This is a genomic window from Pyrobaculum organotrophum, assembly GCF_055384425.1.
In genome coordinates this window covers 774,158-799,873 of record NZ_AP042430.1, presented here as the reverse complement: position 1 = coordinate 799,873, position 25,716 = coordinate 774,158, and the positions used below count along the sequence as shown (strand labels likewise).

At 42.5% G+C, this 25,716-nt stretch carries 35 protein-coding genes; 18 read left to right on the top strand and 17 right to left on the bottom strand.

All coding sequences use genetic code 11. The features are described 5' to 3' along the window. Window positions 1-27: 27 nt before the first annotated feature. The gene (locus tag ACZ49R_RS04710) at window positions 28-720 is read left to right on the top strand and encodes a hypothetical protein (protein ID WP_464733942.1); all 693 of its coding nucleotides are present in this window, start codon (window positions 28-30) and stop codon (window positions 718-720) included. Window positions 721-727: 7 nt separating this feature from the next. Further along, on the top strand, window positions 728-1,807 hold the full coding sequence (locus ACZ49R_RS04705) for a sugar phosphate nucleotidyltransferase (protein ID WP_464733941.1): 1,080 nt from the start codon (window positions 728-730) through the stop codon (window positions 1,805-1,807). Here the strand turns inward: ACZ49R_RS04705 and ACZ49R_RS04700 are convergent. Next, window positions 1,799-2,524 (bottom strand): BtpA/SgcQ family protein, encoded by a 726-nt coding sequence (locus ACZ49R_RS04700; RefSeq protein WP_011762680.1) that lies wholly within the window; start codon window positions 2,522-2,524, stop codon window positions 1,799-1,801. The two genes, ACZ49R_RS04705 and ACZ49R_RS04700, sit on opposite strands and share 9 nt — an antisense overlap. A gap of 37 nt (window positions 2,525-2,561) precedes the next feature. Between ACZ49R_RS04700 and ACZ49R_RS04695 the strand changes: the two genes are divergently transcribed. Beyond that, window positions 2,562-2,738 carry a hypothetical protein gene (locus tag ACZ49R_RS04695; RefSeq protein WP_167827622.1) on the top strand — a complete coding sequence of 59 codons (177 nt, stop codon included), beginning with the start codon at window positions 2,562-2,564 and terminating at the stop codon, window positions 2,736-2,738. Next, complete coding sequence (locus ACZ49R_RS04690) at window positions 2,725-3,156, top strand: hypothetical protein (RefSeq protein WP_464733940.1); 432 nt, start codon at window positions 2,725-2,727, stop codon at window positions 3,154-3,156. Before ACZ49R_RS04695 ends, ACZ49R_RS04690 begins: the two co-directional genes overlap by 14 nt. Before the next feature lie 112 nt (window positions 3,157-3,268). On the opposite strand, the gene ACZ49R_RS04685 is transcribed toward ACZ49R_RS04690, so the two are convergent. The 9 genes from ACZ49R_RS04685 to ACZ49R_RS04645 form a co-directional block, all read right to left on the bottom strand. Beyond that, window positions 3,269-3,634 (bottom strand): hypothetical protein, encoded by a 366-nt coding sequence (locus ACZ49R_RS04685; protein WP_011762682.1) that lies wholly within the window; start codon window positions 3,632-3,634, stop codon window positions 3,269-3,271. Continuing rightward, the gene (locus ACZ49R_RS04680) at window positions 3,618-4,508 is read right to left on the bottom strand and encodes a M48 family metallopeptidase (protein WP_464733939.1); all 891 of its coding nucleotides are present in this window, start codon (window positions 4,506-4,508) and stop codon (window positions 3,618-3,620) included. Before ACZ49R_RS04680 ends, ACZ49R_RS04685 begins: the two co-directional genes overlap by 17 nt. A gap of 35 nt (window positions 4,509-4,543) precedes the next feature. Continuing rightward, window positions 4,544-4,915: a DNA-binding protein gene (locus ACZ49R_RS04675; protein WP_464733938.1), complete on the bottom strand. Its 372-nt coding sequence runs from the start codon at window positions 4,913-4,915 to the stop codon at window positions 4,544-4,546. Window positions 4,916-4,942: 27 nt separating this feature from the next. Beyond that, window positions 4,943-5,131: a hypothetical protein gene (locus tag ACZ49R_RS04670; RefSeq protein ID WP_464733937.1), complete on the bottom strand. Its 189-nt coding sequence runs from the start codon at window positions 5,129-5,131 to the stop codon at window positions 4,943-4,945. Between the two features lie 73 nt (window positions 5,132-5,204). Beyond that, window positions 5,205-6,413 (bottom strand): helicase C-terminal domain-containing protein, encoded by a 1,209-nt coding sequence (locus tag ACZ49R_RS04665; protein WP_464733936.1) that lies wholly within the window; start codon window positions 6,411-6,413, stop codon window positions 5,205-5,207. Between the two features lie 14 nt (window positions 6,414-6,427). After that, on the bottom strand, window positions 6,428-6,700 hold the full coding sequence (locus tag ACZ49R_RS04660; protein WP_464733935.1) for a hypothetical protein: 273 nt from the start codon (window positions 6,698-6,700) through the stop codon (window positions 6,428-6,430). A 78-nt stretch (window positions 6,701-6,778) separates the two neighbouring features. Continuing rightward, on the bottom strand, window positions 6,779-7,528 hold the full coding sequence (gene surE, locus ACZ49R_RS04655; RefSeq protein ID WP_464733934.1) for a 5'/3'-nucleotidase SurE: 750 nt from the start codon (window positions 7,526-7,528) through the stop codon (window positions 6,779-6,781). Window positions 7,529-8,239: 711 nt separating this feature from the next. Then, window positions 8,240-8,380 (bottom strand): hypothetical protein, encoded by a 141-nt coding sequence (locus ACZ49R_RS04650; RefSeq protein ID WP_464733933.1) that lies wholly within the window; start codon window positions 8,378-8,380, stop codon window positions 8,240-8,242. A gap of 38 nt (window positions 8,381-8,418) precedes the next feature. After that, entirely contained in the window at window positions 8,419-8,592 is a 174-nt protein-coding gene (locus ACZ49R_RS04645; RefSeq protein ID WP_464733932.1) for a hypothetical protein, read from the bottom strand. Between the two features lie 352 nt (window positions 8,593-8,944). Here ACZ49R_RS04645 and ACZ49R_RS04640 point away from each other — a divergent pair, with 352 nt between their 5' ends. The 6 genes from ACZ49R_RS04640 to ACZ49R_RS04615 all read left to right on the top strand — a co-directional run bounded on the left by ACZ49R_RS04640 (window position 8,945) and on the right by ACZ49R_RS04615 (window position 14,674). After that, a complete protein-coding gene (locus ACZ49R_RS04640; RefSeq protein ID WP_464733931.1) occupies window positions 8,945-9,274 on the top strand; it encodes a hypothetical protein in 330 nt (109 codons plus the stop codon). A 315-nt stretch (window positions 9,275-9,589) separates the two neighbouring features. Continuing rightward, entirely contained in the window at window positions 9,590-10,951 is a 1,362-nt protein-coding gene (locus ACZ49R_RS04635; protein WP_011762689.1) for a digeranylgeranylglycerophospholipid reductase, read from the top strand. Further along, a complete protein-coding gene (locus ACZ49R_RS04630) occupies window positions 10,952-11,509 on the top strand; it encodes a class II aldolase/adducin family protein (protein WP_011762690.1) in 558 nt (185 codons plus the stop codon). Beyond that, window positions 11,506-12,141 carry a DUF120 domain-containing protein gene (locus ACZ49R_RS04625; RefSeq protein WP_464733930.1) on the top strand — a complete coding sequence of 212 codons (636 nt, stop codon included), beginning with the start codon at window positions 11,506-11,508 and terminating at the stop codon, window positions 12,139-12,141. The genes ACZ49R_RS04630 and ACZ49R_RS04625 overlap by 4 nt, the downstream gene beginning before the upstream one ends. A gap of 11 nt (window positions 12,142-12,152) precedes the next feature. Further along, window positions 12,153-13,508, top strand: a complete 1,356-nt coding sequence (locus ACZ49R_RS04620) for an ATP-binding protein (RefSeq protein WP_464733929.1) — start codon at window positions 12,153-12,155, stop codon at window positions 13,506-13,508. 2 nt (window positions 13,509-13,510) lie between these two features. Then, window positions 13,511-14,674, top strand: coding sequence for a DNA double-strand break repair nuclease NurA (locus tag ACZ49R_RS04615; protein ID WP_464733928.1), 1,164 nt, complete (start codon window positions 13,511-13,513; stop codon window positions 14,672-14,674). Here the strand turns inward: ACZ49R_RS04615 and ACZ49R_RS04610 are convergent. From ACZ49R_RS04610 to ACZ49R_RS04600, 3 genes are read right to left on the bottom strand one after another with little or no spacing between them, the layout of a single operon-like run. Then, a complete protein-coding gene (locus tag ACZ49R_RS04610; protein WP_464733927.1) occupies window positions 14,661-15,197 on the bottom strand; it encodes an ASCH domain-containing protein in 537 nt (178 codons plus the stop codon). The genes ACZ49R_RS04615 and ACZ49R_RS04610 overlap by 14 nt on opposite strands. A 44-nt stretch (window positions 15,198-15,241) precedes the next feature. Further along, entirely contained in the window at window positions 15,242-16,207 is a 966-nt protein-coding gene (locus ACZ49R_RS04605; RefSeq protein ID WP_464733926.1) for a DUF711 family protein, read from the bottom strand. A 1-nt stretch (window position 16,208) separates the two neighbouring features. Beyond that, complete coding sequence (locus ACZ49R_RS04600; RefSeq protein WP_464733925.1) at window positions 16,209-17,102, bottom strand: N-glycosylase/DNA lyase; 894 nt, start codon at window positions 17,100-17,102, stop codon at window positions 16,209-16,211. A gap of 46 nt (window positions 17,103-17,148) precedes the next feature. On the opposite strand from ACZ49R_RS04600, the gene ACZ49R_RS04595 reads away from it, so the two are divergent. Together ACZ49R_RS04595 and ACZ49R_RS04590 are read left to right on the top strand one after the other, a co-directional pair. Then, window positions 17,149-17,529 (top strand): 6-pyruvoyl trahydropterin synthase family protein, encoded by a 381-nt coding sequence (locus tag ACZ49R_RS04595; protein ID WP_464733924.1) that lies wholly within the window; start codon window positions 17,149-17,151, stop codon window positions 17,527-17,529. A 28-nt stretch (window positions 17,530-17,557) separates the two neighbouring features. Then, complete coding sequence (locus tag ACZ49R_RS04590; protein WP_011762698.1) at window positions 17,558-17,839, top strand: ubiquitin-like small modifier protein 1; 282 nt, start codon at window positions 17,558-17,560, stop codon at window positions 17,837-17,839. On the opposite strand, the gene ACZ49R_RS04585 is transcribed toward ACZ49R_RS04590, so the two are convergent. After that, a complete protein-coding gene (locus ACZ49R_RS04585; RefSeq protein ID WP_011762699.1) occupies window positions 17,814-18,254 on the bottom strand; it encodes a flavin reductase in 441 nt (146 codons plus the stop codon). The two genes, ACZ49R_RS04590 and ACZ49R_RS04585, sit on opposite strands and share 26 nt — an antisense overlap. A gap of 31 nt (window positions 18,255-18,285) precedes the next feature. Here ACZ49R_RS04585 and ACZ49R_RS04580 point away from each other — a divergent pair, with 31 nt between their 5' ends. After that, window positions 18,286-18,438: a ribbon-helix-helix domain-containing protein gene (locus tag ACZ49R_RS04580; protein WP_011762700.1), complete on the top strand. Its 153-nt coding sequence runs from the start codon at window positions 18,286-18,288 to the stop codon at window positions 18,436-18,438. On the opposite strand, the gene ACZ49R_RS04575 is transcribed toward ACZ49R_RS04580, so the two are convergent. Further along, window positions 18,435-19,301 (bottom strand): fumarate hydratase, encoded by an 867-nt coding sequence (locus ACZ49R_RS04575; protein ID WP_464733923.1) that lies wholly within the window; start codon window positions 19,299-19,301, stop codon window positions 18,435-18,437. The genes ACZ49R_RS04580 and ACZ49R_RS04575 overlap by 4 nt on opposite strands. A gap of 105 nt (window positions 19,302-19,406) precedes the next feature. On the opposite strand from ACZ49R_RS04575, the gene ACZ49R_RS04570 reads away from it, so the two are divergent. Next, window positions 19,407-20,012, top strand: a complete 606-nt coding sequence (locus tag ACZ49R_RS04570; RefSeq protein ID WP_464733922.1) for a FumA C-terminus/TtdB family hydratase beta subunit — start codon at window positions 19,407-19,409, stop codon at window positions 20,010-20,012. Window positions 20,013-20,040: 28 nt separating this feature from the next. After that, the gene (locus ACZ49R_RS04565; RefSeq protein ID WP_464733921.1) at window positions 20,041-22,791 is read left to right on the top strand and encodes a DEAD/DEAH box helicase; all 2,751 of its coding nucleotides are present in this window, start codon (window positions 20,041-20,043) and stop codon (window positions 22,789-22,791) included. Between the two features lies 1 nt (window position 22,792). On the opposite strand, the gene ACZ49R_RS04560 is transcribed toward ACZ49R_RS04565, so the two are convergent. Together ACZ49R_RS04560 and ACZ49R_RS04555 are read right to left on the bottom strand one after the other, a co-directional pair. Next, a complete protein-coding gene (locus ACZ49R_RS04560) occupies window positions 22,793-23,224 on the bottom strand; it encodes an Lsm family RNA-binding protein (RefSeq protein ID WP_011762704.1) in 432 nt (143 codons plus the stop codon). 30 nt (window positions 23,225-23,254) lie between these two features. Further along, window positions 23,255-23,569 carry a hypothetical protein gene (locus ACZ49R_RS04555; RefSeq protein ID WP_011762705.1) on the bottom strand — a complete coding sequence of 105 codons (315 nt, stop codon included), beginning with the start codon at window positions 23,567-23,569 and terminating at the stop codon, window positions 23,255-23,257. 124 nt (window positions 23,570-23,693) lie between these two features. On the opposite strand from ACZ49R_RS04555, the gene ACZ49R_RS04550 reads away from it, so the two are divergent. The 3 genes from ACZ49R_RS04550 (at window position 23,694) to ACZ49R_RS04540 (ending at window position 25,705) form a co-directional block, all read left to right on the top strand. Then, window positions 23,694-24,161: a TFIIB-type zinc ribbon-containing protein gene (locus ACZ49R_RS04550; protein WP_464733920.1), complete on the top strand. Its 468-nt coding sequence runs from the start codon at window positions 23,694-23,696 to the stop codon at window positions 24,159-24,161. Further along, window positions 24,142-25,170: an ATPase, T2SS/T4P/T4SS family gene (locus ACZ49R_RS04545; protein ID WP_464733919.1), complete on the top strand. Its 1,029-nt coding sequence runs from the start codon at window positions 24,142-24,144 to the stop codon at window positions 25,168-25,170. The genes ACZ49R_RS04550 and ACZ49R_RS04545 overlap by 20 nt, the downstream gene beginning before the upstream one ends. 70 nt (window positions 25,171-25,240) lie before the next feature. Further along, a complete protein-coding gene (locus ACZ49R_RS04540; protein ID WP_464733918.1) occupies window positions 25,241-25,705 on the top strand; it encodes a hypothetical protein in 465 nt (154 codons plus the stop codon). Window positions 25,706-25,716: the final 11 nt, after the last annotated feature.

Sequence of the window (25,716 nt, the reverse complement as noted above, 5' to 3'; positions counted from 1 at the left end):
TTAAAATTTTAGTCGTGATATGGGGCCGTGGCCACATTTAATACGCCTTGTGTAGTGGCTCTAGGAATATCTTCAGGAAAGGCAATTTACCTAGAGGTAGAAAGTGGAAAGAGAGTAGAGGAGTATGTAGGCGTTTCCATAGATTCTGTTGAGCCAGGAGTACATGGCGAATTCCTAAGCGGCCACATGGCATTTGCCTCTTTTTCTACAACTATCGTTAAAGCCGTAGCCATAGGCAAACCTGCCTATGTGCTTGACTTAAGCGGATTTAAGCCTCTTCCACAAAAAGTTGTTACACTTAACAGCATTAAGTCTAGAGAGTTCGGAAAGTGGGAGTCCGTATGGAATAAACCGATATACCTCTCCACCTCTGGGCTAACTGTAGCAATTGGCGCGTCAAGAGCCGGATCGCTACTCCATATAAATGCGGTTCCTTCAGACGTAGAGCTAGCTAAGAAGGTGTTGGCAACTGCCGGCGTTCTCCAAAGAGCTGGAGAGTTAAGTATGAGCTGCACTTGTAGATTGGGGCTTATGCCATATGAAATTTTTGTGACAAAAGGAAATAGGTATATTGTGGCAAAGTTTTACCTAAACGCTACATCTGACCGTAGTAAGAAGGTTTTCTTCATAGCTGGCGAAGGGGGGAATGTCATACGCCGTAGAGAGGCCGAAGTAACTGAGGCGGAAATCGTGGCCTATGAATTTATAAGATCGTTGTAATTTCTACGTGGCTGAGAGTGGCATTATTTTAGCCGGTGGTTTTGCCACTAGATTGAGACCGCTCAGTTATACAAAGCCTAAACCGCTTTTCCCCATCCTGGGGAGGCCCGTGCTTGACTGGGTAATTGAGAAAGTTGCCGAAGTTACAGAGCCTGTGATATCTGCAAGATATCTGTCTAACATAATCAAAAACTACGTGGCCGCCAGATGGGGAGATAGAGTGAGAGTTATAGAGGAGGATAAGCCGTTGGGCGATGGCGGTGCTGTTATAAATGTAGTTAAAAGTCTCGGCTTAAGAGGCCCTATTATTGTGGCTAATGGCGATGTTTTTACAGACCTCTCTGTAAAAAGCCTATGGGAATATCATAAGAGGTCTGGCGCCGCGGTGACTATAGCACTAATTGAGGTACCTCCCGATGAAATAAGCAGATTTGGCATAGCGGTATTAGATGAGAGAGGCCACATCAAGAGATTTGTAGAGAAGCCCAGAGAGCCTATTGGAAGCAACTTAGCTAATGCCGGCTTTTACATCTTCGAGCCCGAGGCAGTGAAAGAATTTCCCGAGTCAAACTCCGGAGAGGTGAAAATAGCCAAACACATAATTCCACGCCTCATGGAAAAATTCGACATATATGGTTATATACACCGGGGGCTGTGGTTTGACATTGGAACTTACAACGACTATCTAAAGGCTAATTTCGCAGCGCTTGACAATTGTAAATTCTGTAGTCCAGAGGTGCCCGGTGTGAAAATCATACCGCCTGTCTATATAGGAGAAGGCGTTGTAATAGGGCCTGGAAGCGTGATAGGGCCTTACGCAGTTATTGGAGCCAGGAGTAAGTTAGGGCCCTATGTCCGTGTTAAGGAAAGTGTTCTAATGGAGGGGGTTGTGGCCGAAGCGGGGGCATATATCTACCGCTCTATTGTAGGTGAAGGCGTTGTTTTAGGCAAGTGGGTGCGCTTAATAGAGGCTGTAGTAGCGGACGGCGTTTATGTCAAAGACGAAGTATATGTAGGCCGGGGCGCTGCGGTGGGGCCGAATAGAGAGGTAGAACAGGATGTAAAAGACGGAGAGATTTTACCCTAGCAATAGCGGTCTCTTAGGTTTTAGTACCGCCCTGGCGTTCTGAACAAACTTTTTGGCCTTCTCTAGATCCACCTCCTTCCCCTCTTTTAGACAAGTCCCCACTATTGCTCCATCTACAATTTTCAATAGGGCTAACGTATTAAAACAGATGCCGCTGCCAGCTAACACTGGAAGGTCGGTGTAAGCTCTTGCAGTCGCAAGCTCCACAGGGTCTGGCGGTTCGCCTGTTTTTCTGCCAGTTATTACAATAGCGTCAGGCTTCGCTCTTGTCGACGCTACTTCTACGGCTTCTGCTAGTGTCGGAGGATACAGCGACACGCCGTGTTTTACGTGTACATCAGCCAGCGTTTTTACTCCTTTAACATAAGGGGCCTCTGGGAGTAATATGCCAGATTCGGAGAGAACTATGTCTGTATAGGCGTTGCAACGTATAAAGCGGGCACCTGTGTATCTAGCTATAACCGCTGCCTTGCGACAAGCGTTTCTCAGAAGATTCACCCCGACGGGAACTGATACCGTATGTATCACATCTCTTATAGCTACTGTCACAGCAATAGCGGTTTTGAAGTCTGCCTTGGGTTTAAATGGGGCGTCATAGAAATTTTCAACTAATATGGCGTCTACCCCAGCCTCCTCTAACCTCCTGGCGTTTCTAACCGCGTGATCTAAATAATTGGGGTCGTCTACTGGAAGTAGGTGTAAAACTCCTATTAGCATATTAATCTTTTTAAACCAAGTTTAATTTTCCTCGCCTATGGTATATCCGCCAAAGACTTTAATGATAGGTAGGTGTTCTAGATGCGGAAAAAGACTTTATCTATTTGAGGATAGGTACATCTGTAGAAGAGGCAATTATGTATTTTGTGAAGTTTGTGCAAGAAAACTCCAGTATAAATGTCCCGACGGCGTGACTCCCCTTGAACGCGTCTAAACTTCTGCTCTCTATCACAGCAAGTCCGGGGGTAAAAGCTCTTACAATTACTGCAGGAGATAAAGTCCTCGCAGTACATATGTATGCAAAGTCTTCTTACGTCGCCGTGGTGACGCGTAATACCGAATGTAAGATTGATGATGAGACATTGAGAAAAGTCGCATGGCTACTTGTCAAGCTTATGGATAGAGTTGGTAAAGCTGTGAAATCTAGGTATTATACATACACAGGGCCTCTTGAGATAAAGGGCGACGTAATTAAGTACACACCCTATATCTCTCCCACCTCTACTGCAGAGATTGTAATGAGCGGAGGTAGGGCAATTGTGATAGTCGGCGAGTTTAGAAAAAAGTATAGAACGGGGGTGGAGGTGGCTGAGATATTAAAAAAATATATAGAATATCTTGAAATGTGCTAGATGACGAGACCAGGCTGGGTGAGCAGTGAGCGAGGTTAATAGCGCTGAAAACAAGCGTAGTCTAGCTTCGCAATGTACTTTATCAGCGTTATGAAGGATTTTAATCGCCAACCTATACTTTTGGCTTGATGTATATTTCGCCATTTCGAAGCTCTATCTGTGCCACATCTGTTCCTAATAAATAAGATATGACTTTATTTGGGTCGTACCCTTCTTTTTTAAGTCTCTCTAGGTATTCTGATAGTTTCTCCGGCTGTTGCGGCGCCTCTATGTAAAGACCCGGCTCTAGTCTCAGATCTGTCTTAATCAATAAGTCCAGCTCTGAATATACACTGTATATTTTCTCCAGTATGTTAACCACAACTGTCAACTGTCTATAGAGGTCGGCTACTAGAGATCTAAGATCTTCATCTCCACATTTCTGAGAAACTCTTTCCAACTGCTCTATTGTCCTAACGAGTCTAGTTAGGAAGCGCATTTAACTTCCTAATTCTATCTATCGTAAGAGGGTGTGTCCTAGCTAGAAGTGTCAATCGAGCCGCAAGTGGGTTAATTACAGATTCAACAATTCCATTCCAGTCTAGTTTTACCAACGCGGCAATTAGGCGGTTCCTATCTTTCATAGCCGCATGTCTATCGGCTTCAAACTCAAAAGCTTGTAATAATGCGGTAAATAAAAATGTTGCGCCTATCATATGGACAGCTAATAAAAGAATTGAGTATTTAGCATATACTAAATGTACCAAGGGGAGTCTTAGAGTGTACTCAGCTGCTAAAAAAGCCAGTAACTTATATGTATGTTTATACTTTATATGTCCCATTTCATGTTCCAGCACCGCTTGAAGCTCCTCTGGCTCGAGTCTTGCAAAAAGGCCAGTGGTAAAATACATAATCGGCCCTCCTGGGCCATCTAAAGTGAAGGCGTTTGCCTTTTTATCACGTGTTACACATACATTTGGCCGCACATAGTATATCTCATAATCGTCTGACAACAGAGAGGGGTTTTCTAATATCTCTAGCTTATTTCTCCGAAGATACTCTACATCTCCATGGTTAGTCTTCAAAACTCTAACTTCATCAGGTACAAAACAGCCTCTCCTTAGGTATATATATAGAGCTAAATACGTCAAGATTATGATAGTAATGCCTGCGATCCACTGCGATATTATCTCTCTTGTTAGGAAAATTGGAAATATTGACAATGCCAACGGGACAAACAACAAGTATGCATCTGTTCTCAACAAGGGAGGGTCAACATATCTACCCTCTTTATAAGTGCCTACCAGTGCTGTCTTAAAGCTATTGCTTTTATACCTGTTACGCAGAAAGTACAGTATTTCAACCGCATCCACTTTGAAAAGTCTTTGAGACAATATAAAGGTAGTAATTATGCTATATCTAACTTTTCCGATTCGATAAGTTCTAGAATTTTCTCGGGCTCATAAACCATTAACACATCCCAGAACTTGTTACTTTTATAAAGGCCGTATACTTTTCCTCTGGCACTCCGTTTTATTATTGTAATGTAACCTCTCTGAACTAAGTCGTCAAGAAAAGCTCTGATTAGGACAGTTTTTGCACGGAGGTCTTGTCTATCATATATGTGAAGGTCTTGTGCAACTTTGGAAGGTCTAAATGTGATTAGGTTTCCTCTTGCATTTTGTACCTGTTCTCTAAGGAATTTTATTGTTATTAACTTGATACGGACAGAATCGATTTTATCGCTATAAGTACGTGAGAGAGTTCGGATATCAGCCATACATTTACAGAAAGACTAGCTATTTATTCATTTCTTTGATGTTTGAGAACATCTCTCTTCTAGGTATTCCAATTTATTTTTTATATCAAAAATTTCTCTTTCAATATTTGCAATATATTGCATAAAGTAGTTTATGTAAATATCGCAATTAGTTATCTCATCTATTTTTAAACCTAAAATCTTTAGTATCTTTTCTATGCTATTCCGTTTATCCATATCCGACCCCTGTTGTATAAGTATCTGTAGCATACAGAAGTTATCACATTTACAACTACTAAATATAACCGCCTTAAGGCTGAAGAGTTTGCGAAAGATACCGAGGAAGTAAATGTTTGTATTTAGTATATCTATCGTCTATGAAGAGAATGTATTTTCTCTCTCTGTTTAAATCTCTTAATACCCTCCCAACTGCTTGTACTATGTGATTTACCGCAGTGAATAATATGCCATATTTATACCCATTAAAACCAAGTCGGTATAGTATTTTTATCTTTAACCACAATTCTCTAGACTTAATATTAGGTATTGGGAAACCAACAAAAACACCAGCCTTGACATTTAGATTTATACCTTCTGAAATTGGGCTACCGTAATATGTTACTATGACGTGGTTTATATCGCCAAGAGGTTGGTCAGACACTGGCAAGTCGCTCATTTTTGAAAGATAATACATGGCGAGTTCTTTATTAGGGAAAAATACGATAACTTGACCATATTCCTGATATACACGTTTCACCTCTCTTGTCACTAATTCTACGTATCTGCTCTTTGTTCTTGTGTTGTAACGTATTTTAGCTGGTATAAGGTCTATTTCTAAGTTTTCAATACCTGGAATTTTTTCTATTTCAACAAAGCGTGCATTGAGAAAATATGTAAAAATTTGAGAAAAGTGCCGTAGAACTGAAGCACTGGCAGCTAATAGACTTTTAGTCTTTTTTACAAGTTCGCCTATTAAAGGCAAGGCAAGACATATTGGCGTCTCGTCAGCTACACAATACTGTTTTGAATACAGTTCGTCGTCTTGTACAGATACTGTTGTAAGTAAATTATGCACTTCATCGAGAGCTACGAAGTCTACCTCTTCGAATAAATCGCTTATAGCTACAATATTAGAGATCTTCGAAATATAGGCAATGGGAAGTATAATTACGTTAGTGTGTCTACCTGAGACATGTAAAACCTCATAGGGACATGCCCCCTGTTTATAAATTTCGTCTATGTCAAAAGCTGGTTTTTCAAGTCTCCGCGACTTAGCCCTACATACGCCCACCTCTCTTAGTTTTAAACATTGCAGTAGGTTCTCAGCCCCAAATGGACAAAGAGTCTTTCTGCCAAATAGTAGCCCAGCACTACCGCCGTATTCTTCGACATATCTAGCCATCTGGAGCCCTTCTAGATGGCTTCTAACAAATATCAAGGCCCGCCGTTTCTGCGCTGCAATTTTCGCTATAGCTCTAGATTTGCCGTAGCCAGGCGGCGCATTGAGAAGTATCCTCACTTATGAAAAAGTAGTTATAAGCTCCTTAACAACTCCTCTAAGTATTCTTTAATCTTTGAATTTGTTATCTCATCAAGTTCTAGACAATTCTCTACTATTTTCTTTACAAAAGATTTTAATAATGCAGGATCGCGGTCTTTTAAAATCTTTAGTTTCTCTGGGAGATCTACTCTTAGCACCTTTATAATAGATTCCAAAGATGTGAAATACTTCTCTAAGTCTCTTATCTGATTTACAACATCGTCAAAAACGTTTAGCACCTCTGCAGGAATCCCCTGTAGATCCATTGTAGCGTATGCTCTATTAACGCAGTATCTGGTAAATTTGTACCTCATTACTTTTACTACATCCACACGGCACTATAGCTAGCAGTATATTTGTTTTGCTCCTATCTTAGTTCCAAGTTCTCTCCCAAAGTTTCCCACATTCGCAACACCTGATTCCGAAATCCCCAGTACTGTCACTCCTCTTTCAACATAGAAGTAGTATGCGTCTGTATCTGGCTCAAAACTCTCAGAACGCGGACCCCAACGCCAATAGAACTTCTCCCCCCTGGGATCTATTCCTTCGTAAAGCTTTTCTTTATAGACTGTCCTTGCTATTTTTCTAACACAGTATAGCCCGCCTCTCCACTTGCTAGGTATGTTTATACTTATTGCCAGCACATCTCTTGGTATTAAAGCCGATGTCTCTACCATTTCTACAGCAACTTTTGTGGCAAATTTAACATCGCCACCCAATTCCATTGAAATAGCTAGTGAGCGTACGCCGAGCACACCCCCTTGTATAGCCGCCCCCACTGTGCCACTGCCATATGTTGCCTCTATTCCTATATTTTCACCAGTATTTATACCGGAGAGTATTAGATCTGCGTCAGGAGTTATAAGTTTAAGTGCGAGAAATACGGCGTCTGCAGGAAAGCCATTGACTACATAGTAGTTGCCAAATTTTCTAACCCTAAGAGGCTTGTGGTATGTCCTGGCTAAACCGGCAGCAGACCTAGGCCGCTCTGGCACTACTACAACAACAGAATGTCCAGCTGATTTTAATGCCTCTACTAACAACTCTAGGAGAGAGGTATTAGGTCCGTCGTCATTTGTAACCACGATTTTCACAGAAAGAGACACAGCTGATTATTTAACTTATTGGCCGCCCTGAATCTCACTACAGCAGGGCTATGCACAGCGTTCTTGCCGTCTAGCCTAGTGAGGTACACGTAGTACCCTCTGTCTCAAGTCGGCCGCCGCGTTGAGCGACATCATTCCTATGATTGAGGTGTCCAGTTGGTACTTTGCTATTTCCTCTACCGGTGTTTGCTTCTGTCCGGCACCACCACCTCTGTCCCCGGCAAGATGGAGACGATTAACTCTGCGGTTTGTTTGTGGTTTGTGTATATTATTACTTTTGGAGTTTGGCTCATGAGTTAGTGTCAATGTTGGTAAGAAGAGCGTGTTAGTTCCGAGGTGGCGCCCGTCGCATTTTCTAAGACATCATTGGCGTTGTCAACAATCGCCATAGAGATATCTAGTGAAACTTCGCTTCCACTTGCCGCTCCAGTATTTGAATCCAAGCGTCGCGAGTTGTCTACTAAGCGACAGGAACTCCTCTTTGCTGAGTCATCTCGCCGGCTTGACTACGACAGTGTAGCAGAGCAACGCCGGCGCGACGCCCCTTGCGCCCCTCTTCACAGAGACATTTACACCGTCTAGCATCTTTACGGCGAATAACGTTTTCAGCGTACTGTCTCATGACTTCGCGCTCTCCCCGCCGCCTCTCTACACCATTGAATCTTGTTCTCTAGAACGGCTTCTGCCATGGGCGCCAACTCAACTACGTCGCGGACGTAGCGCATGAGACGGCGGAAAGACGCAAGCAGAAGACGCCCCGCCGCGTCTCTTCAACTCTCTGATTCGCCTCTTCAATTCCTTCTTGCCTAAAGACAGAAGTTCAACGATGGCTTCGCCCATGGAGGAGGGTGCAGACGGGGAGAAATACGTGGAAAAGGTTATTTCCATATCGCATCAACGGTAATGGCGACTAATGGGATCGCGAATAGAAACGCGACGTGTGACGTCAACGGCGGTGTGTCTACGGCGCCGAGGAGGTGGAGCACGTTGTTGACGGAGGCGAGAGCGCGCGCCGAAGCGGCGATCAGCAGAGTTGCGGCGAGGTGGCGCACAACAGCGTGTAATTAGTGTATGTATCTCTCCGCTATGTGGACCAGGGCGACGACTAACACAACGTTAAACGCTATGCCGAGCCACGGCGCGCCGGCAAAGAGCGGGTTCAACTCGACAAAGCCCATGGTTAGTCAAACCGCCGTTGTCAAAACGTCGAGAGCGGCCGACGCGGCGAAGACATATGCCATCATCTTAATCCGCCACACGCCCCATGGGTTCAGAGCACGAAAAGCGAGAAACACATCACACCTGCCTAACGGCGGCGCCGTTAGGCAGGTGTTTCGAGGGAGTAGAAAGAAAGCCAAGATATGTCTTTTCAGCTAGTTTTTCTCCCCCACGCCATATGCGCCCATGAGCCAAACGTACAGGACGTTGAAGATCACGACCCCATGGCGTCTTGTGGAGAAGCGTCCAGACGTCCTCGACCTCGTCACGAGGATGCACTCGGCGGTGGAGGAGTACGTCAAAAGGCTGTTGAAAGAATTGACAGGAAAGGAGGAGTCCAAGCTGACTGCGGAGGAGCTAGACGCTCTGTTGATGCCAGACAAGCGCGAATTGGCGCATCGGATTATTGATGAGACGTTTCCAAAGTGCGGGTTAGGGAAGCACTTCATAAAGCAAGGAAAGATGTTCTGGCGCGACATGGCGTTCTTTAGAGCAGCCTCCTTGACGTCCAGTTGAGAGTGGGCGCCGTTGATATGGGCCAAAAAGCGCTATTGGGAGCTACTCCAGAAGACAAAACAACCCACTTTCTCCCTCTCGGTGGCCATCTTACTTTTAATCTCGTAAAAAACTCTCTCATGAGCCACATCTCCGGCCTTGGGTCTCGGCGACTGGAGGCACAGCCAGCCCCAACGACCCAAGCCCCCTCGCCCGCGGCCGCCGAAAGGCGTATCTGCGAGCGGGCCCCGCGCCCTCCCGGAGAGGGCCGGGCGCCACAAAGGGGGCTAGTTCAGACAATTTTGACATTTTAAAATCACATATTTTCAAAACCTCATGGTGGAGAAATTTGACATTGTAATTGCCGGCGCCGGCACTGCGGGAGCTTACGCATCTTACCTTCTTGCAAAAAGCGGATTTAGAGTGGCCTTGTTAGAATCTAAAAGTGGCAATGAGATAGGAGTTAAGACTTGCGGCGATGGGCTAGGTCTTCACCATGTGGAAAGGATGTCAAGATACCTTACTCCGAACTCCAAGGTTTTTCAGAACAAAATAGAGGGCGTGGAGCTTATAAGCCCTGATGAAAAGACTAAACTGATAATTAAAGGAGAAGGCTACGTCTTAGATAGATTTGCCTGGGGTAGGTGGCTTGTGGAAGAGGCTATTAGAGCTGGTGCAACACTTTATGAGGGGCACACGGCAACATCTCCCATAGTTGAAAACGGCTCTGTAGTTGGAGTAAAGGCGGTAGAGAGGAAAAGCGGCATTGTTAAAGAATTTAGAGCTAAGGTTACTATAGACGCCACAGGAGCTGCCGCCGTTTTAAGAACTAAACTATCAGGTTGGGCAGTCTCAGAGCCGTTGCACCCAGAGGATGTCTCACATGCATATAGAGAGATTGTGTATGTAGAAGAGCCTTTGGAAAATCCACAGTATATAAAGATATACCTAGATATGGCAGTAGCTCCAGGCGGTTATTGGTGGATCTTCCCCCGTAACGCTACAATGTTGAACATCGGACTGGGGATCTGGGGGGTTTTGAGACGAAACCCTAGAGTTAACTATGAACAATACATATTGCCGCGGTTTAAAATTAGAGGCAAATACCACATAGGCGGCGGCTTTATCCCAACTAGGAGACCATTAAAGACTTTAGTTGGCAATGGAATTGTAGTACTAGGCGACGCCGCTGCCGCGGTTAATCCAATACATGGCGGCGGAATAGGGCAGGCTTTGCTCACTGCTGAGTTGGCCTCAAAAGCGATAACAAAGGCTTTTGAAACCGGCGATTTTTCTGAAGAAACGCTGTGGGAGTACAACTTGCTCTACATGAAGGAGTGGGGCTTTAGACAGGCACAACTTGACGTGCTACGGCTTATGCTTCAGACATTAGACAACGACGACCTTAACTTCGGACTTTCACGTAAAATATTAAACGAAGACGAAATTTACCACCTAGCCGCCAGGGGTACCGATCTGTCACTGATTGACAAATTTAAAGTGTTGATGCAATTTGTTGGCAGACCTGCACTATTGAGAAAACTTACTCTATCTATTCAATATGCTAAGGAGATCGGAGATTTATACCTAGCATATCCAAGAGAGAAAGCAGAATTAGATAGATGGTATACACAAGTAGTTAATAAATACAACGAATACCGTAAAAAGATAGGGCTTGGGCCCTTGCCGACGGCGTAAATGGAGATAGAGGAGGAGTTTCTAAGGTACGTACGCCTACTTTACGAAAGAGGTCACTTAACTCTCTTGTCAGGCAATGTCTCGGTTCGTGCGGGAAATAGAGTATTAGTGACGCCTACGTCACGTCCAAAGCCGTTTCTCACAGTTGACGACTTAGTCTGGATAGACTTAGAGGGCAGAGTTATTAAAGGTCGTCTAATGCCGACAAGCGAGTGGCGAATGCATGTGGCAGTATATAAGAGACGGGGCGATGTAAACGCCGTAGTGCATACACACGACGTCTTACCTATAATTCTCGCCGATAAGTTAGACAGTTCGCTTCTTTCAGAAGCTGAGATATATCTCGGCTCAGAAATAGCTATAGTGGAGTATTTCCAACCTGGCACTGTAGAGTTGGCAGAAAGTGTTGCAAAAGCACTAGAAAGAAATAACGTAGCTATTTTAAAACGCCACGGAGTAGTAGCTGTAGGTAGAGACTTAGCTGAGGCAGTAAATAGAGTAGAGACCCTAGTAGACTTAGCCAAGGCTGTGTTTTACAAACAACTTTTGGAGTTATGAAGTGTATAGATCGTAGACTTATCGGCGATTTAATAGCTCTCTCAACTGTAGAGGGGCTCTCTGTGACAGACGCTGCAGAAAAACTTTGTCTCACTAGACAGGGACTATACAAACTACTCCGCCACCTCAAAAAAGAGGGTTATGTAGCGGAGGGACCTGCCATTAGGCTCACCCAGAAGGGCAAAGACACATTGGGCATTGTACTTAAGGATTTACTGCGTTACTTTAACATACTCTCTATAAGACTCTCTGGGCGTGTAGTTAGCGGACTTGGCGAAGGCGCATTTTACATGTCGCTAGAGGGCTATAGACGAGCTATAGAACAAAAACTTGGGTTTACGCCATATCCAGGTACGCTAAATATAAAATTAGACCCCCCCTCGGTAGTATACAAGAGATATCTAGATAGTCTCCCTGGCATACTTATACCAGGTTTTTCGAACGGGTTGAGGACTTACGGCGCAGTAAAGGCCTTTAGAGCAAAACTAAGAGATATAGAGGGCGCTATTGTAATGCCAGAGAGAACACATCACCCCGCCGACGTAATTGAGGTAATAGCTCCTTTTAAACTCCGCGAAATACTTGGCCTTAGAGACGGCGATAGAGTAGAGATAGAAATTTATCTCGAATGAAAGTAGGAGATGTGAAAGAGCTTGGAATTGTCGTCAGTGGAGCTACTATTGGAGCCATCCCGGTGCAAATATACCGTTCTGCCGAGCGTTATGCAGTAGAAGAGCAATTGGTTGGCGTTGTCGATAGAGAAAACCCAGGAGAGATGGTAATTGGCTTCCTACGGAGGGTGACAAAACTTGAACCTGTCATAAAAGATAGAGTTAGAACGCCATACGTGGACAGGCCAGACATGGTAGATCATGGCATTTTATTGCCATACACATCTGCTATCGTGAAACCGTATGTGGCTGTTAGAGATGGAAAAATTAGCGAAGTAACTAATATCGTAACCCCGGGCTCTAAGGTCTATCTAATTGACGCTTCTATTCTCGAGGGGCTTTTCAAAGGCGAGTACATCTACATCGGGACACATAAGTACTCAGGGTGGGCGTTACCCCTAGATGTTAGATATATAACTCACCACGTTGGTGTCTTCGGCGCCACTGGTATGGGTAAATCGCGACTTGTGAGAGCGCTTATAAATGAGCTAGCAACGAGAGGGTACAAGGTCGTGGTATTTGACCACACGGGAGTTGATTACGCCCCCTATTATCAAACAGTTATAAAATCTACAGAAGTGAAAATACCACCAAATATACTGGCCTCGGTTATAGCAAGAGTTGCACAACTGCAATGGCAGACACATGGAGAGTATCTAGAGATTGCGACTATGACTTACGAGGGGAAGTGGTCAAAAGAGACTTTTATAGCCCATGTAAAGAGAGTAATGAAAAGGTTAAACGCCAGAGACTCAACCATTGAGAAAGTCGAACTTTACATCAAACAGCTTGTAGATAATACATTTTTTGAAGAGTTAAACGCCAGAGTGAAATTGCCTGGAGATATACTCTCTATCGACGTCTCGCCTATAGTAATTGATCTAAGCTATGACACCGATCTCTCAGTTAAACAAGCAATTGTGGCGTCTGTAATTGAGGCAGCATGGAACAAGGTTAAGAGAGAGAAGACTTCCACAAATGTGGTGTTTGTAGTAGATGAAGCTCAAAACTACGCCCCTCAGACATGGACAATATCTAAGGACGCCATAGAGACGACTGTCAGAGAGGGGAGGAAATGGGGACTCTCTATCGTGCTTGCAAGCCAGCGAATTGTCGGAGATATAGACCCCTCTATTAGGGCTAACTTGGGAACCATATTTTTCTCTAGACTTACAGCGCCTACAGACATAAGAGAGATCTCCATGTATCTAGATCTAGCAGATGTAAACGAAAGCATCTTAGCGCAGTTACAGCCCAGGGAGTTTTTCGTCGCGGGACTTATGAACCCCTTACGTAAACCCGTTTTAATAAAGACACGCGAAGTTTAGTAATGGAAACGCTAGACTATTGGATTGAGCCTGATTTAATAATCGCGCTTAGACATGACATTGAAAAATATTCAGAAAAAATTATGCAACTCCACAAGATAATAGATGAACTCGTCTCACTTAGGGAAAAAGTCGTAGTAAAAGAAATCGTATCTCCTCGTAATTTTAATGTCTACGCAGTGGATTCGTCATATGGCACTCCACCACTGGAGTTAGTCGGCGGCGTATTTACAGTCATTGCATATGGGTATGTTGGAGTTTCCTATGGCATACAAGACAGGTATGTATCTGGTGCTATATACTTCAGTGACAGCAGAGAAGCCGATCTTTCAAGATTCTCCGCCATCTTAGAGAAACGTCTGGCGGCGAGACTCCTTGAGACTAAGCTCGAAGGTAGAAAAAACATAGACTTATTGGTGCTTGACGGCGAAATCGCAATACATCCGCTCCCATATAATCTTGCTGTGAAAGGCGGGAAATATGAGGAGATAAACCGTGTGGTAAATAGGATGTTAAAAGCGGCGGCACAAAGTAGAACAACTATAGTGGGAGTAGCCAAAAGAGTTAGATCAAAATATCTGTCTGTGCTAGCTAACAAGTGTCTTCCTGTTAATGACAAAATAACCGCATCTACAATGTTAAAACCTGGCGAATATTTCAGTCTCGGCAAACTACGAGATGTTTTACCCAAATGGGTGTTGATACATTACGCCGATTGTGAGGGTAACAGAGAGAGGGATTCTATCCTCATGTGTTACAGTGGTAAGTCTACAAAGTTGTCTGAGAAAGGCGAAAGACTTTGCCGTAGGCTCAAGGAATTTGATAAAAATTTTAAAACTGTATTAGAAACACATGAATATCCATACCTCCGCCATCTCGGAGATATAGAAGTCGTGTACTACATGCCTCCTGGCCATAGGACGGCTGTCCGCGTTGAGGTCTTAGACTTTGGAAACTTAGGCGTGGAAAACATTGTATCTTATCTAGCAGCGACAACTTCTACAGTGACAGGATATCCGCAGATTTTAGATGCTGTAGATCAATACGTCAGAGTCAGCCCAGATCTTGTAGAAGCTGTATTAACCTCACTATTAACAAAAACTCCAGAATCTCTCGCGTATATTATGTGGCCTACTAATATGCAGAAAAGACTTAGCCGCTTTTAACGTCCTCTTTAAATAACGCTATAGCTGCTCTCCTTAAAACTCGCCTAATGACCCCCCTCTTTTCAACAGTTCCAAAAAGCTTGAGAGCCGCCTTACGTATACTCCCTGTTTCAACAACTGCCTTTAGTATCTGTTGCTCGCGGTTACTGAGCTTGAGCTTGTTTAATGCCAAAGTTGCGATTTCTACAGGTGTCAATCCCCCATATTGTAAATCCTCTGGCATATCTGTTTTCTCAATGTTTTTAAAACGTATGATAGTCACTATAGCGCTGTCTTTAATACCTGGATATCTCCTCCTTAGATACTCTATCAACTCTTCTCTTGACTTGAAACCGTCGAGTATTGCGTCTTCGTCTGTCAATTCAGAGAGACGTTTATACGATACTTGTTCAACTTCGGCAATAGCAACGATTTTACCTCTGCTGTGGATATATACTCTGTCTGCAACTCGTAGTAAACCAGGTCTGACAGTACTCTTTTTCTCTCCCCTGAATAAGAGCCTTACGTATTTAGGGGAAAGCATTATATGACGTATCACGCTTTGTAAAACACACTGCCTAATTTAATTTATCCAAGGACTAGCGCTGGAGTGTTTCCGAAGCCTTCTATGTAATACTCGTCTGTATCCACAGGGAAAATCCTCACGCCAATTGGCCGTTTCTTTACCTCGGCTATTGCCAGTAAGTCGTATAACAGTCGTCTCAACCTATCCCACTGGCTTATCTTTATCGGCGCCATATCAAGACCAGGCACACACACCGAGATATAGCTAATAAGCTTGGAAAGATCAAGAACACCCTCTCTTATAAGTCGCTTAAGCTCCTCGTCCTCGGCAAGAGGGAGCATGACTTCATTAAAGCCGACCTTTTTAACCTCCGCTTCTTTAATCGCCTTGTTTAGTCTGTAGATTGCATAATGTGAACCCACATTGCCAAGCCTCATACCAAAAATCCTCTCTACGGCTTTTGCCACACTCTCCTCTCCCCAAGGCGATAGTGAGCCGTCTAACCCTAGGAACTTGACGCCAATTAGTTCGGCGATGTATCTACCCATCTCTTCTCCTTTTTTTAAAATAAAGCTAATATCATCTACGTTCTCTATATCGTTTGGATATAAAAGAGATACTGAAAGTCCGCGCTCGGTTGATAAAGATGCTGGAAAATACGGCGAATTATAAACATGTCCCCCTATTATGAGAGAAATGTAGCGAGAGAGATGTATCTCCCCTTTAGAATATATATTTTTTAAAAATTTCACATATTCTAATACATCGTTTAGAGTGCCAAAGACTTCGTACTGAGAAACAAGCCTATAGATATCCTCTGCATTGTAATACAAATGTAGAGCCGAAATATACTTTACGCCGCGGTCTTTAAGAGTTTTTATAACTTTTTCGACTTGTCCAGGAGGCGGCGGTGATACAGATATACGGATAGTTAAAGCGTTAATGTCTTTTGTAACTTGGAGAAACTTATCTACAATAGAGAAGTCGTCGTCCCACCTTACATGAAGAGTGACCGCCCTAATTCTCATACTAGTAATACCACGTGATTGTATGTAAATGTTCTGGCGGAAATCTCGACAGAGAATAAGCTTTACAAACCTCCTTAAGTGGACAAATATCGCATTTAGGAGATTCACGAATACAGATCTTTCTGCCAAAGGACCATAGGTAGTCGTCTAGGGCGAATGGGTGTATGTCTGCAAATTTTGCAACTATTCTCCATGCCGTTTTGACAGCCTCCCTAAGTCTAATGTCTTCTTCCCGCGTTACCTCAACGCCACTTTCTAAAAAATCGTAGTTGATATCAACTATGCCTAATCTATAGGCCACTCTGGAGAGGTGGTTATCAACTGGAACATCTGCTTCGTTTAAATCTCTGAAATCGGCTAACCTTCTCCCATCTAGAAACTTGGCAAGTAACATAACCTTCTTCCCTACCGGATCCTCATATGCTCGGAGGTCTTTTAGTGACTTTTGAAGATCTGAAATTCTCTCTCTTGAGACTAGTTTTTCAAAACCGCCACGTAACATAGCTTTACGTCCCACATCTCTAAGTAGTAACACTCTAGTGTGGAAGTCCCACACCCTTTTCCCCCCAAGCGAAAGGAGAAGCTCTGCTTCAGACGGTGTAAGTCTGGCGAGTTTTTCAGCTTTGAAAAAACCCTTGTCGTAGGCTATTCTCCCAAGTCTATAAAGCGCGTCTGCTCCGTGGAAGAATTCCCCCTCTATCTCCCCTTCAAATGGCTCCCAGAGACTAGTTCTATGGTCTATGGCGACCATAGATACAAAATATGCCAATTGACTCTCCAAGGGATCGTCGGGCGGAGGATAGAAGCGTTGGTCTAGATATTGCTCACGTTTTATCTCTAGTCTTCTTATTACACTAGCAACAGCCTCGGCTCTATCTACATCTATAACTTCCACATTTGGCAAAATATGAAGGTTAAAAAGCGTATAGCGTGTTGTAGATATGCGTACATGTGTTGAACTTAGGGGTAGTATATCGGTAGCACATAATCCCTCTTTTTCTCCAAAGTGGGCACGGATTCATGGCCACGACTACATAATCACCGTAGGTATATGTAGAGACGGATACACAGATGTTGTAGTCGATGCAGCAGAAGTTAGCGAAAAATTTAGGAAAGTCTTGACATCTATGGACGGGAGATATTTGGCATCGCCATTTGAAAAACTGCCGCCCGATATAAAAGATGTATATATAGTGCCGTGTAGCCTATCTGGCGTCAGTGGCGAGTGTTTAGCAAGACATATAGCAGAACTTATGGGGGCTTCTTGGGTCAGGATATGTGAAAGTGGGTTTGGATCTCCCTGTTTTTACTACGAGAGTTAAAGAAAAATAGTGAGTTGAAGTATATTATGTGAAAATCAGAGTTAAGTTTTTGGCGTCTCTATACGAGTTAACAGGAGTTTTAAAAACGGAACTTGACGTCCCCGACGGAATTTCAATAAAGGAACTCATAAGTCTCTTGAGTATGCGCTATCGAAATCTAGAGACAGAGATTTTAGACGAAACTGGTAATTTAAAACCTATGTATAACATCTTAGTCAACGGAAGAGCTATAGAGTGGCTTAATGGTCTAGCTACAAAATTAAAAGATGGCGACGAAGTGGTTTTTATACCGCCGGCAGCTGGAGGTTAGCGCAGGGATCCCACATTGTGAATTTGCCACATCCATAACTTGCCACAGCACTGCAGAGGACTACTACATGATCTTTTATTCCAAACTCCCCTCGGTATATACATTCTATTACTCTTGACGCATCTCCCAAAGCGTAACAAGGCGCAACTTTACAATTAACGACATTGCCCCATTTCTCAAGTTTTTTCTCGCCTGGCTTACCAAATATCTCAACAGCCCTCTGAGCGTCATTTACGAGATTTATAGAAAACGCTTTTTTCTGTCTTATAAGTGCCAGAGTCTTTCGGTCTTTATAAAACGGCAGTGCGATAAGCGTGGTCTCTCCAGGTATTACGAGGGGCCATCCGACTACCGCACCGTGATTCTCCACTACTATTATTAGAATTGGAGTTGGAAGCGGCGCTTTCTCGCACATACATTTTTAAGATTGACTTAGAGTAAAAAATGTGGAATACGAAAAGTCTGTAGTTACCACGGTGATTTTGCCAAAACACTTAGTGAGGAAGATAGATCGGCTAGTTACAAGAGGCTATTTCAGAAGCCGGGGGGATGTGATAAAATATGCTATAGAAAACTTGCTTAAAAAATATGCCGTCTAGATAAACTCATACCTCCCGTCTGAATATACTCTGGCACCTGCTCTACGGGTTGCCCAACAGGAGAATACTATTCCAATAGAGAAGGTGGCAGGATGTCGATAGACGTATTCTATGTGTACATCAAGGGCTGTAACTCTGCCGCCAACTCCGTGAACTCCCATGCCGAGTTTATTTATAGCCTTTAACAACTCCTCTTCCATTTTGGCTATCTCTGGCTCTGGGTGTCTAGATCCCACAGGCCTGAGTGTTGCAGCTTTCTTAGCTAGTTTTGCTGCTATATCTACCGAGGGGCCTATACCTATGCCGACAATTACAGGGGGGCAAGGCATGGGGCCTGCGTCAATTACAGCCTCTAACACTAGGCGGGGTAGCTCTTTCATCGCAACACCGGGCGGCAGCGTAAAGGCTTTACTTGGTAATTCAGTGCCTCCTCCCTTTGGCACATAGTAGAACTCTAGGTAGTCGCCGTCGAAAAGCTCTACCTCAAACCAGGGGGCGCCTACTCCAGTATTGTCGCCTGGGTTCTTCTCTGTAAACGGGTGGACAGTGTTTGGCCTTAGTGGTAGTTCTTTTGTAACTTCACGTACAGCCTGTGTTAATATATCATATATCTTGCTTCTCAGCGGAAATCGATCGCCAAGTTTGATGAAAAAGTTGGGAAATCCTGTGTCTTGACACACCGCCGCCTTCTCTGTTGTTGAAAGTTCTATGTTTTTTAATATAGCGCCTAATTGGACCTTAGCAGCTTCATTTTCTTCGGTTTCTTGTGCTTTTTTCAATGCCGAAGTAACGTCAAGAGCAGGTCCTATGCTTGCGCGTACAATGACTTCTTTAGCAACTTTAAGGACGGTTTGGTCAAGCATACAACCTTCTTTGTTGTGTTAAAAATCTGTTTCTCGTACCGATGTCTAAGGCCTTTGCATATTAGGTCGTATAACATGTTTAAAAATAAGCTTATGGAGTTAAACATGCCAACGTATTACCTTAAGACGCCGCTTTCTACAGAAGATATTGCAAAGCTACGCATAGGCGATACAGTATATATAAGCGGCGTAATTGTCAGTGCTAGAGATTCAGCTCATAAGAGAATGCTAGAATATGTAGAACGCGGGGAAAAGTTGCCAGTGGACTTAAAAGGCGGCGTCATCTACCACGCAGGGCCTGTCGCTAAAAAAACCGATAGAGGTTGGGAAATTATTAGCATGGGTCCAACAACGTCGGCTAGAATGGAGACTTTTGAAGCTGATGTTATTGAGAAATTTGGCGTAAAGTTAGTTGTTGGCAAAGGCGGCATGGGAAAGAGGACTGCAGAGGCTATGAAAAAACACGTAGCAGCATACGCAATTTTTACAGGCGGCGCTGGAGTTCTCGCAGCAAAGGCTATAAAGAGGGTGATCGACGTCTATTGGCTAGACTTGGGGATTGCAGAGGCTATGTGGGTTCTCGAAGTCGAGAATTTTGGGCCGTTGACCATAATGATAGATCCAACAGGCAGGAATTACTACGATGAGCAAAGAGAGGAGGCGAGGAGGAGAGTACCAGAGATTCTAAAGTTGATGGAGTGGCCTTATTAATTTTTTAATCTGCATAGGCCTGTCTTTTGTGGTTTTTCATCTACTTCACCCCAAGTTACAAAAGGCGATAAAAGAATTGGGATATCTAACGCCTACGCCTATACAAACAGAAGGCATTCCCAGAATACTTTCTGGTTCTCATGTCCTCCTAATCGCTCCTACAGGTTTTGGCAAAACAGAGGCGGCTCTCTTCCCCATAATTTCAAAAATGATAGAAACAAGCAACGTTAGTGGTATTAGATGTATTTACATTACGCCATTGAGGTCTTTAAATCGTGACTTACTGCGACGGCTTTACGCGTTGGCGGATGCCGTTGGTCTCTCCATAGCCATAAGACATGGCGATACAACACAGAAAGAAAGAAAGGCTATTGCCGTACGACCTCCCGACATCCTTATCACAACTCCGGAATCTCTACAAATATTACTATTGCATCGTAAACTTAGAGAGCATTTAAGAAATGTACGTTTTGTAATTGTCGACGAAATTCACGAACTTATCAATAGTAAGAGAGGTGTGCAACTAGCTATTGGACTAGAACGCTTGGTCGAACTTGCGGGGGAGTTCCAGAGAGTGGGGCTTTCTGCAACAGTAGGAGCCCCTCAGCTTGTGGCCGATTTTCTTGGTGGCGTTGGTAGAAAAGTAGAAATAGTCGATGTGTCGGGAGAGAAGAGACTTGAGATCGATACAGTACTCCCAATGCCGTCAGAGGAGGATCATATAGACGCTGAGAAATTTGACGTAACGCCAGAGACTTTAGCTAGAATTAGAAAAATCGCCGAATACCTAAGGTCTTCAAAAGGCGCCGTGTTAATCTTTACAAATACTAGAGACGGCGCAGAGTTTCTCGCGTCAAAACTAAGGAGTATTTTAGGCGATAGCGTAGAAGTACATCATTCATCTCTCTCTAGAGAGCATAGAATTTCTGTTGAAGAACGTCTTAAAAAAGGTAGGTTAAAAGCTGTCGTAGCCACTTCAAGTCTAGAGCTTGGGATAGATATAGGACACATCGATCTGGTTATACAATATGGTTCGCCAAGACAAGTTTCGAAACTAGTCCAGAGAGTTGGCAGAAGCGGACACGGACTAGACAAAATCTCCCGCGGCATAATTGTGGCGTCTGATTTTGAAGACTTGTTAGAGGCCGAAGTAATTGTAGAAAGAGCGTTAAAAGGTAGACTTGAGGAAGAGGTAGAATACCACGAAAATGCGCTTGATATATTACTTCACCAAATAGTTGGAATCGCTCTGGAAGCTAAAATTGATGGTAAAGAGATAAACCTAGACTACATACTTAAGGTAGTAAGAAGAGCACATCCTTATAGAAACTTGACCGAAGAGGACATACGGCTTGTGCTAGATTTTGCAGAGCGACACAAACTCTTAAGGGGTTTAAAGCCGAGGAGACATAGTATACGATATTATTTTGAGAACGTATCTACAATACCTGATGAGAAGAGTTATAAAGCTCTTGATGAAACCACTGGGAGGATAGTTGGCGAGTTAGACAGCGAGTTTGTCTACTCAATAGAGCCGGGTACAAAGATTGTACTTTCTGGCAGAGTCTGGGTTTTTTCCAGAAAGGAAAATGACGCTGTGTACTTATACCCCGATTTCGATGTCAAGGGTGCTTTGCCTGCGTGGCTAGGCGAACAGATACCCGTCCCATATGAGGTAGCTCAAGAGGTCTGTATAAGGCGAGCCGAGGTTTTGCAAAAAGCGTTGGCGGGGGAAAACGAGCTGGGGTTGGATTTAGAGGGTTTAGAGGCCGAGCTTGTGCCAACCCCTGAAAGGTTGCATATACATGTATTGGGTAATAAGTATGCAGTAATACACAGTTGTTTAGGAACCAAGGGCAATGAGGCATTGGGTCTCTATCTTTCTCACGCACTTTCTGGATATGTAGGGCCTGTTGGATATAGATCAGATGCGTATAGAGTTCTCCTCATTTTTAGAGATTACGTTCCTATAAACGCAATAGAAGAAGTCTTTAGAAAGCCTCAGGAGTTTGTATACAGGACTTTACGAAACGCTATAAAAAATTCTAAAGTATTTAGATATAGATTTTTGCAAGTAGCTAGGAGAGTTGGAATTGTGTCAAAAGATGCACAAGAAATCCCTACGAAACTAATCGAGATCTACCTAGATGATTTGCCAGGGCTTGAAACTCTAAATGAGATGTTTGTAGAAAGAGTAGATGTTAAAGCAATGATATCTTTAATTGAGAAATTATCCAATGGACGCATCCCTATTGTAGTTAGGAAGTTGCAGAGACCTACGTTGTTAGAAAAGCCCATATTAGAAGAGGCGTTACGTCTAGATTTCTCATTTAGAGGACTTTCTAGGGAGTCTCTTGCCGATATTGTTAGGAGGCGTATTTTGAATAAATACGTCACTTTATTATGCCTTAACTGTGGTTGGACACTTATGACAAGAGCAGCCGCACTTCCAGACGATATACACTGCCAAAAGTGTGGCGTTAGAGCATTAGCTGTAATAAAAGGAGTCAATCTAGAGAAGGCAAGAAATATACTGAATAAGTTTAGGCTTAAGCAGAGACTAAGTGTAGACGAGAGGAAGATCTTGGAAAATCTACAACAGAGTGCGGCTATAGTGCTTGAACATGGAAAAGTTGGCGTTATTATACAACTTGCTCATGGAATAGGGCCAAAAACTGCTATAAAGGTGTTAAACAAGGTTTTTGAAGGCGAAGACCTCTGGCTCGCCATATTAGATGCAGAGAGGCAGTATGCGACAACTAAAGCATTTTGGGATTAGCTTATTCGATACCCTTCGACTTTAGAAATTCTTCAAAAAGTCTCTTGACGCGTTCGGCAACCGGCCCTACACCTTCAACACCAATTTCACTAACACGAACTTTGTCGCCTATGATGACGGTGTTTGTCTCTTCAAGATATTTCACCATCCCTGGAAATATTTTTTCTGCTTGTTTTGCAAACTCCCGTAAGTCAATTCTCTTTTCTATGCTGTCTATATGGACAATATATCTATACATAATGAATACTCTTGTATACCTCTCCCCAGTCTTACTAATAGCATTTGCAAGGACTATATTAAGCTGGTTATCTACTGCATGTAGTATGCCTTTATATACCTCCCCGTTAGAAAGGACAACTTGTACCTCTCTACCTATGACGTTATTGAGCTCAGCTACAAACCTCTTGCTAGCTTCTGCTAAAGTTGTTGCCATATTGAGGAGGCGTTGAACGGGCTTAAAAATTTATATGATGCCAATGTAAACTTTCTCACCAACTTTTAGCGGAAGTTCTTTCATAATATCTAGTTGTAGACCACCGATAGATATCCGCGTTATATTATTCCCCACGTAATATACTATGCCCCATGCATATACCTTATACTTATGTAATTCTTTATCCTTTTCTTGCTGTAATACTAATTTTACATTTTCACCTTTAGATAACTTTATGCCAAGTATGTTAAGTGGTAACTCTATAGTTATATCTACGTCGCCCTTCAGTTTTATAGTGTTTGGAAAGTCATTTGATATTTCTTCAACCTTTAGCAAAAATTCCATAGCGCCACTTTTGTATATAGTATAAAAACGTTTATAGGCGGTGTTACGAAACTTTTAGTTAACTCTCTCTCAATAGAAATAGATATAACTACATATTTTAAAATATTGAAATGTCCATGGACACATGATTTGTCCATATTGCAGATCTGACAAAATTATATTAAAAGACGGCGAATACATCTGTACAGAATGCGGAACAGTACTTGGTTTTGAAGTAGTCGCGCCCGTACCAAAGCAGAGTATATCAGTTATAAGAAGACGTACTATATTTCTAAGTCTTGAAAAAGAAAACAAAAAAACTATCAATATGAAATATAGCGATATAGTAAAATTTTATATTAGTAAAATTTCTACAGAACTAGCTATAGAAGATATTAGAGAGGTAGCATGGGATCTATTTCAAAAGCTAGATAAAAGGGTCTATCAGGGCAAAAACCCTAGGGTGATAGCAGCCTCGGTTGTCTACCTAGCCGCAGAGGCTATGGGGGTTCAGATATACAAACAGACTATCGCGAAGATAGTAAATATAAGTAAATTTACTATTAGAGATACAGTTTCGAAATTAAGGAGACATGTTTCTACTACTCACTAAGATCCTAGAGTGTATAGCATGTAAATACTCTTGTCAAGAGAAGGGACTTTGTAGTTTTAATAAACATGAACTTTCTTCAGTCATAGAACTGGCATCAAGAATCTTTTCAAGAGACATAGATGCTACTTTAGATCTCAGATATAAATTATTTGAGAAAATAGACAGAAAAATTGCCATAAGAGCCACGCTGGCCACTATTGGATTGTTAAAGATCGCCGAATTTGTAGAAAGCAACGACATAGAAGATATCCTTGTAATTCCCGGACGTCCTATATACATAACAAAGCATGCTGAAAAACTTAGAACTTCTAAAATTGCTGATATTACACTAGTAAAGAATATGTTAAAACTGGCACATATGAAAGGAATAGAACTAACTACGGCAAACCCATCGATTAGATATGGCGTGAGATTTGGCCCAATTAGAATGAGAATTTCGCTAGATCTGCCCCCAGTGGTTCCAAATCCACAAGCCTATCTTAGGATACATAAGTCTAAAATCACTATAGATAAACTATTAGATTCTAGGTTTATAACTATGGAACAATTACATGAAATTTATAGATTGATAAAAGAGGGGAAACATATTGTAATCACAGGGCCGCCCGGCTCTGGAAAAACAACATTTCTTGTAGCGTTAGATGATTTAATACCACCAAACCTACAGCGAGTCTACATAGACGAGGCTGATGAATTTGATGAAGATCCAAAAAAGAACCAGATAAAGATAAGAAATGTAGACAAGATAAAAGAAGTATATGCATCACTAAATAGAAATATAGATGTCATATTTATCGGAGAGTTACAATATGAGAATCATTTTCACGCATTTAAAACTGCAACAGAGATAGGTATACAGACTTTAGCAACTATGCATTCTACATCTGTAAATGATGCAATAGAGAGACTAGAGAAATATGTTAAATTGAAAAATATTGCCATAATACAGCTTGCCAAACAACCTAAGGAGGCAGTCAAGAGAAAAGTCGTAGAAGTATATGTTAAATGAGTATATAGCCTATAAGATCCAAGAGATTCAGGAGAAAACGTATGTAAAAACTGTACTGATTTTATCATCTATGTCTACTATTAGTGTCATAACTAGTGGAATAGCCTTAGTAACAAACCCGTTGCTAAAATACTTAGCTATAGTAACTCTAACAATCGGCATAGCTATGTCATATATAATACTAAGACAAGGCGAAAACAAAATTAGGAAAGTTCTCATAAATTTTACAAGAGAGCCGTTAGTTCAGAGATATTTTGCAGTGCTTAAAGATCTGTATAGCCCAAGAAACTACTTTAACAAGCTGATTTCAGAGCCTCTTATTGACGATATCGTAGTAAGAGCTGAAAGAAAAAACATAGAGGCATCAACGCCGCTTTTTAGAGCAAAATATAGAGCTTTAAAAAACAGAGCAAGGATTGTAATTTTTGCAACATCTTTTGCAATTACAGTACCACATATAATGGTGACAAAAGATTTTATCTTTGGAATTATTGTACTTATAGTTTTACTACTAGGAAAAAATAAGTTAAGTTAATGACCTGCTAA

Coding starts and splice junctions, on each gene's coding strand:
- ACZ49R_RS04700 (WP_011762680.1), bottom strand. CDS start 2,524: ATGCTAATAGGAGTTTTACACCTACTTCCAGTAGACGACCCCAATTAT.
- ACZ49R_RS04695 (WP_167827622.1), top strand. CDS start 2,562: ATGGTATATCCGCCAAAGACTTTAATGATAGGTAGGTGTTCTAGATGC.
- ACZ49R_RS04685 (WP_011762682.1), bottom strand. CDS start 3,634: ATGCGCTTCCTAACTAGACTCGTTAGGACAATAGAGCAGTTGGAAAGA.
- ACZ49R_RS04675 (WP_464733938.1), bottom strand. CDS start 4,915: ATGGCTGATATCCGAACTCTCTCACGTACTTATAGCGATAAAATCGAT.
- ACZ49R_RS04670 (WP_464733937.1), bottom strand. CDS start 5,131: ATGGATAAACGGAATAGCATAGAAAAGATACTAAAGATTTTAGGTTTA.
- ACZ49R_RS04660 (WP_464733935.1), bottom strand. CDS start 6,700: ATGGATCTACAGGGGATTCCTGCAGAGGTGCTAAACGTTTTTGACGAT.
- ACZ49R_RS04650 (WP_464733933.1), bottom strand. CDS start 8,380: ATGGGCGAAGCCATCGTTGAACTTCTGTCTTTAGGCAAGAAGGAATTG.
- ACZ49R_RS04640 (WP_464733931.1), top strand. CDS start 8,945: ATGAGCCAAACGTACAGGACGTTGAAGATCACGACCCCATGGCGTCTT.
- ACZ49R_RS04635 (WP_011762689.1), top strand. CDS start 9,590: ATGGTGGAGAAATTTGACATTGTAATTGCCGGCGCCGGCACTGCGGGA.
- ACZ49R_RS04630 (WP_011762690.1), top strand. CDS start 10,952: ATGGAGATAGAGGAGGAGTTTCTAAGGTACGTACGCCTACTTTACGAA.
- ACZ49R_RS04625 (WP_464733930.1), top strand. CDS start 11,506: ATGAAGTGTATAGATCGTAGACTTATCGGCGATTTAATAGCTCTCTCA.
- ACZ49R_RS04615 (WP_464733928.1), top strand. CDS start 13,511: ATGGAAACGCTAGACTATTGGATTGAGCCTGATTTAATAATCGCGCTT.
- ACZ49R_RS04610 (WP_464733927.1), bottom strand. CDS start 15,197: ATGCTTTCCCCTAAATACGTAAGGCTCTTATTCAGGGGAGAGAAAAAG.
- ACZ49R_RS04605 (WP_464733926.1), bottom strand. CDS start 16,207: ATGAGAATTAGGGCGGTCACTCTTCATGTAAGGTGGGACGACGACTTC.
- ACZ49R_RS04595 (WP_464733924.1), top strand. CDS start 17,149: ATGCGTACATGTGTTGAACTTAGGGGTAGTATATCGGTAGCACATAAT.
- ACZ49R_RS04585 (WP_011762699.1), bottom strand. CDS start 18,254: ATGTGCGAGAAAGCGCCGCTTCCAACTCCAATTCTAATAATAGTAGTG.
- ACZ49R_RS04575 (WP_464733923.1), bottom strand. CDS start 19,301: ATGCTTGACCAAACCGTCCTTAAAGTTGCTAAAGAAGTCATTGTACGC.
- ACZ49R_RS04570 (WP_464733922.1), top strand. CDS start 19,407: ATGCCAACGTATTACCTTAAGACGCCGCTTTCTACAGAAGATATTGCA.
- ACZ49R_RS04560 (WP_011762704.1), bottom strand. CDS start 23,224: ATGGCAACAACTTTAGCAGAAGCTAGCAAGAGGTTTGTAGCTGAGCTC.
- ACZ49R_RS04555 (WP_011762705.1), bottom strand. CDS start 23,569: ATGGAATTTTTGCTAAAGGTTGAAGAAATATCAAATGACTTTCCAAAC.
- ACZ49R_RS04550 (WP_464733920.1), top strand. CDS start 23,694: ATGATTTGTCCATATTGCAGATCTGACAAAATTATATTAAAAGACGGC.
- ACZ49R_RS04545 (WP_464733919.1), top strand. CDS start 24,142: ATGTTTCTACTACTCACTAAGATCCTAGAGTGTATAGCATGTAAATAC.
- ACZ49R_RS04540 (WP_464733918.1), top strand. CDS start 25,241: ATGTCTACTATTAGTGTCATAACTAGTGGAATAGCCTTAGTAACAAAC.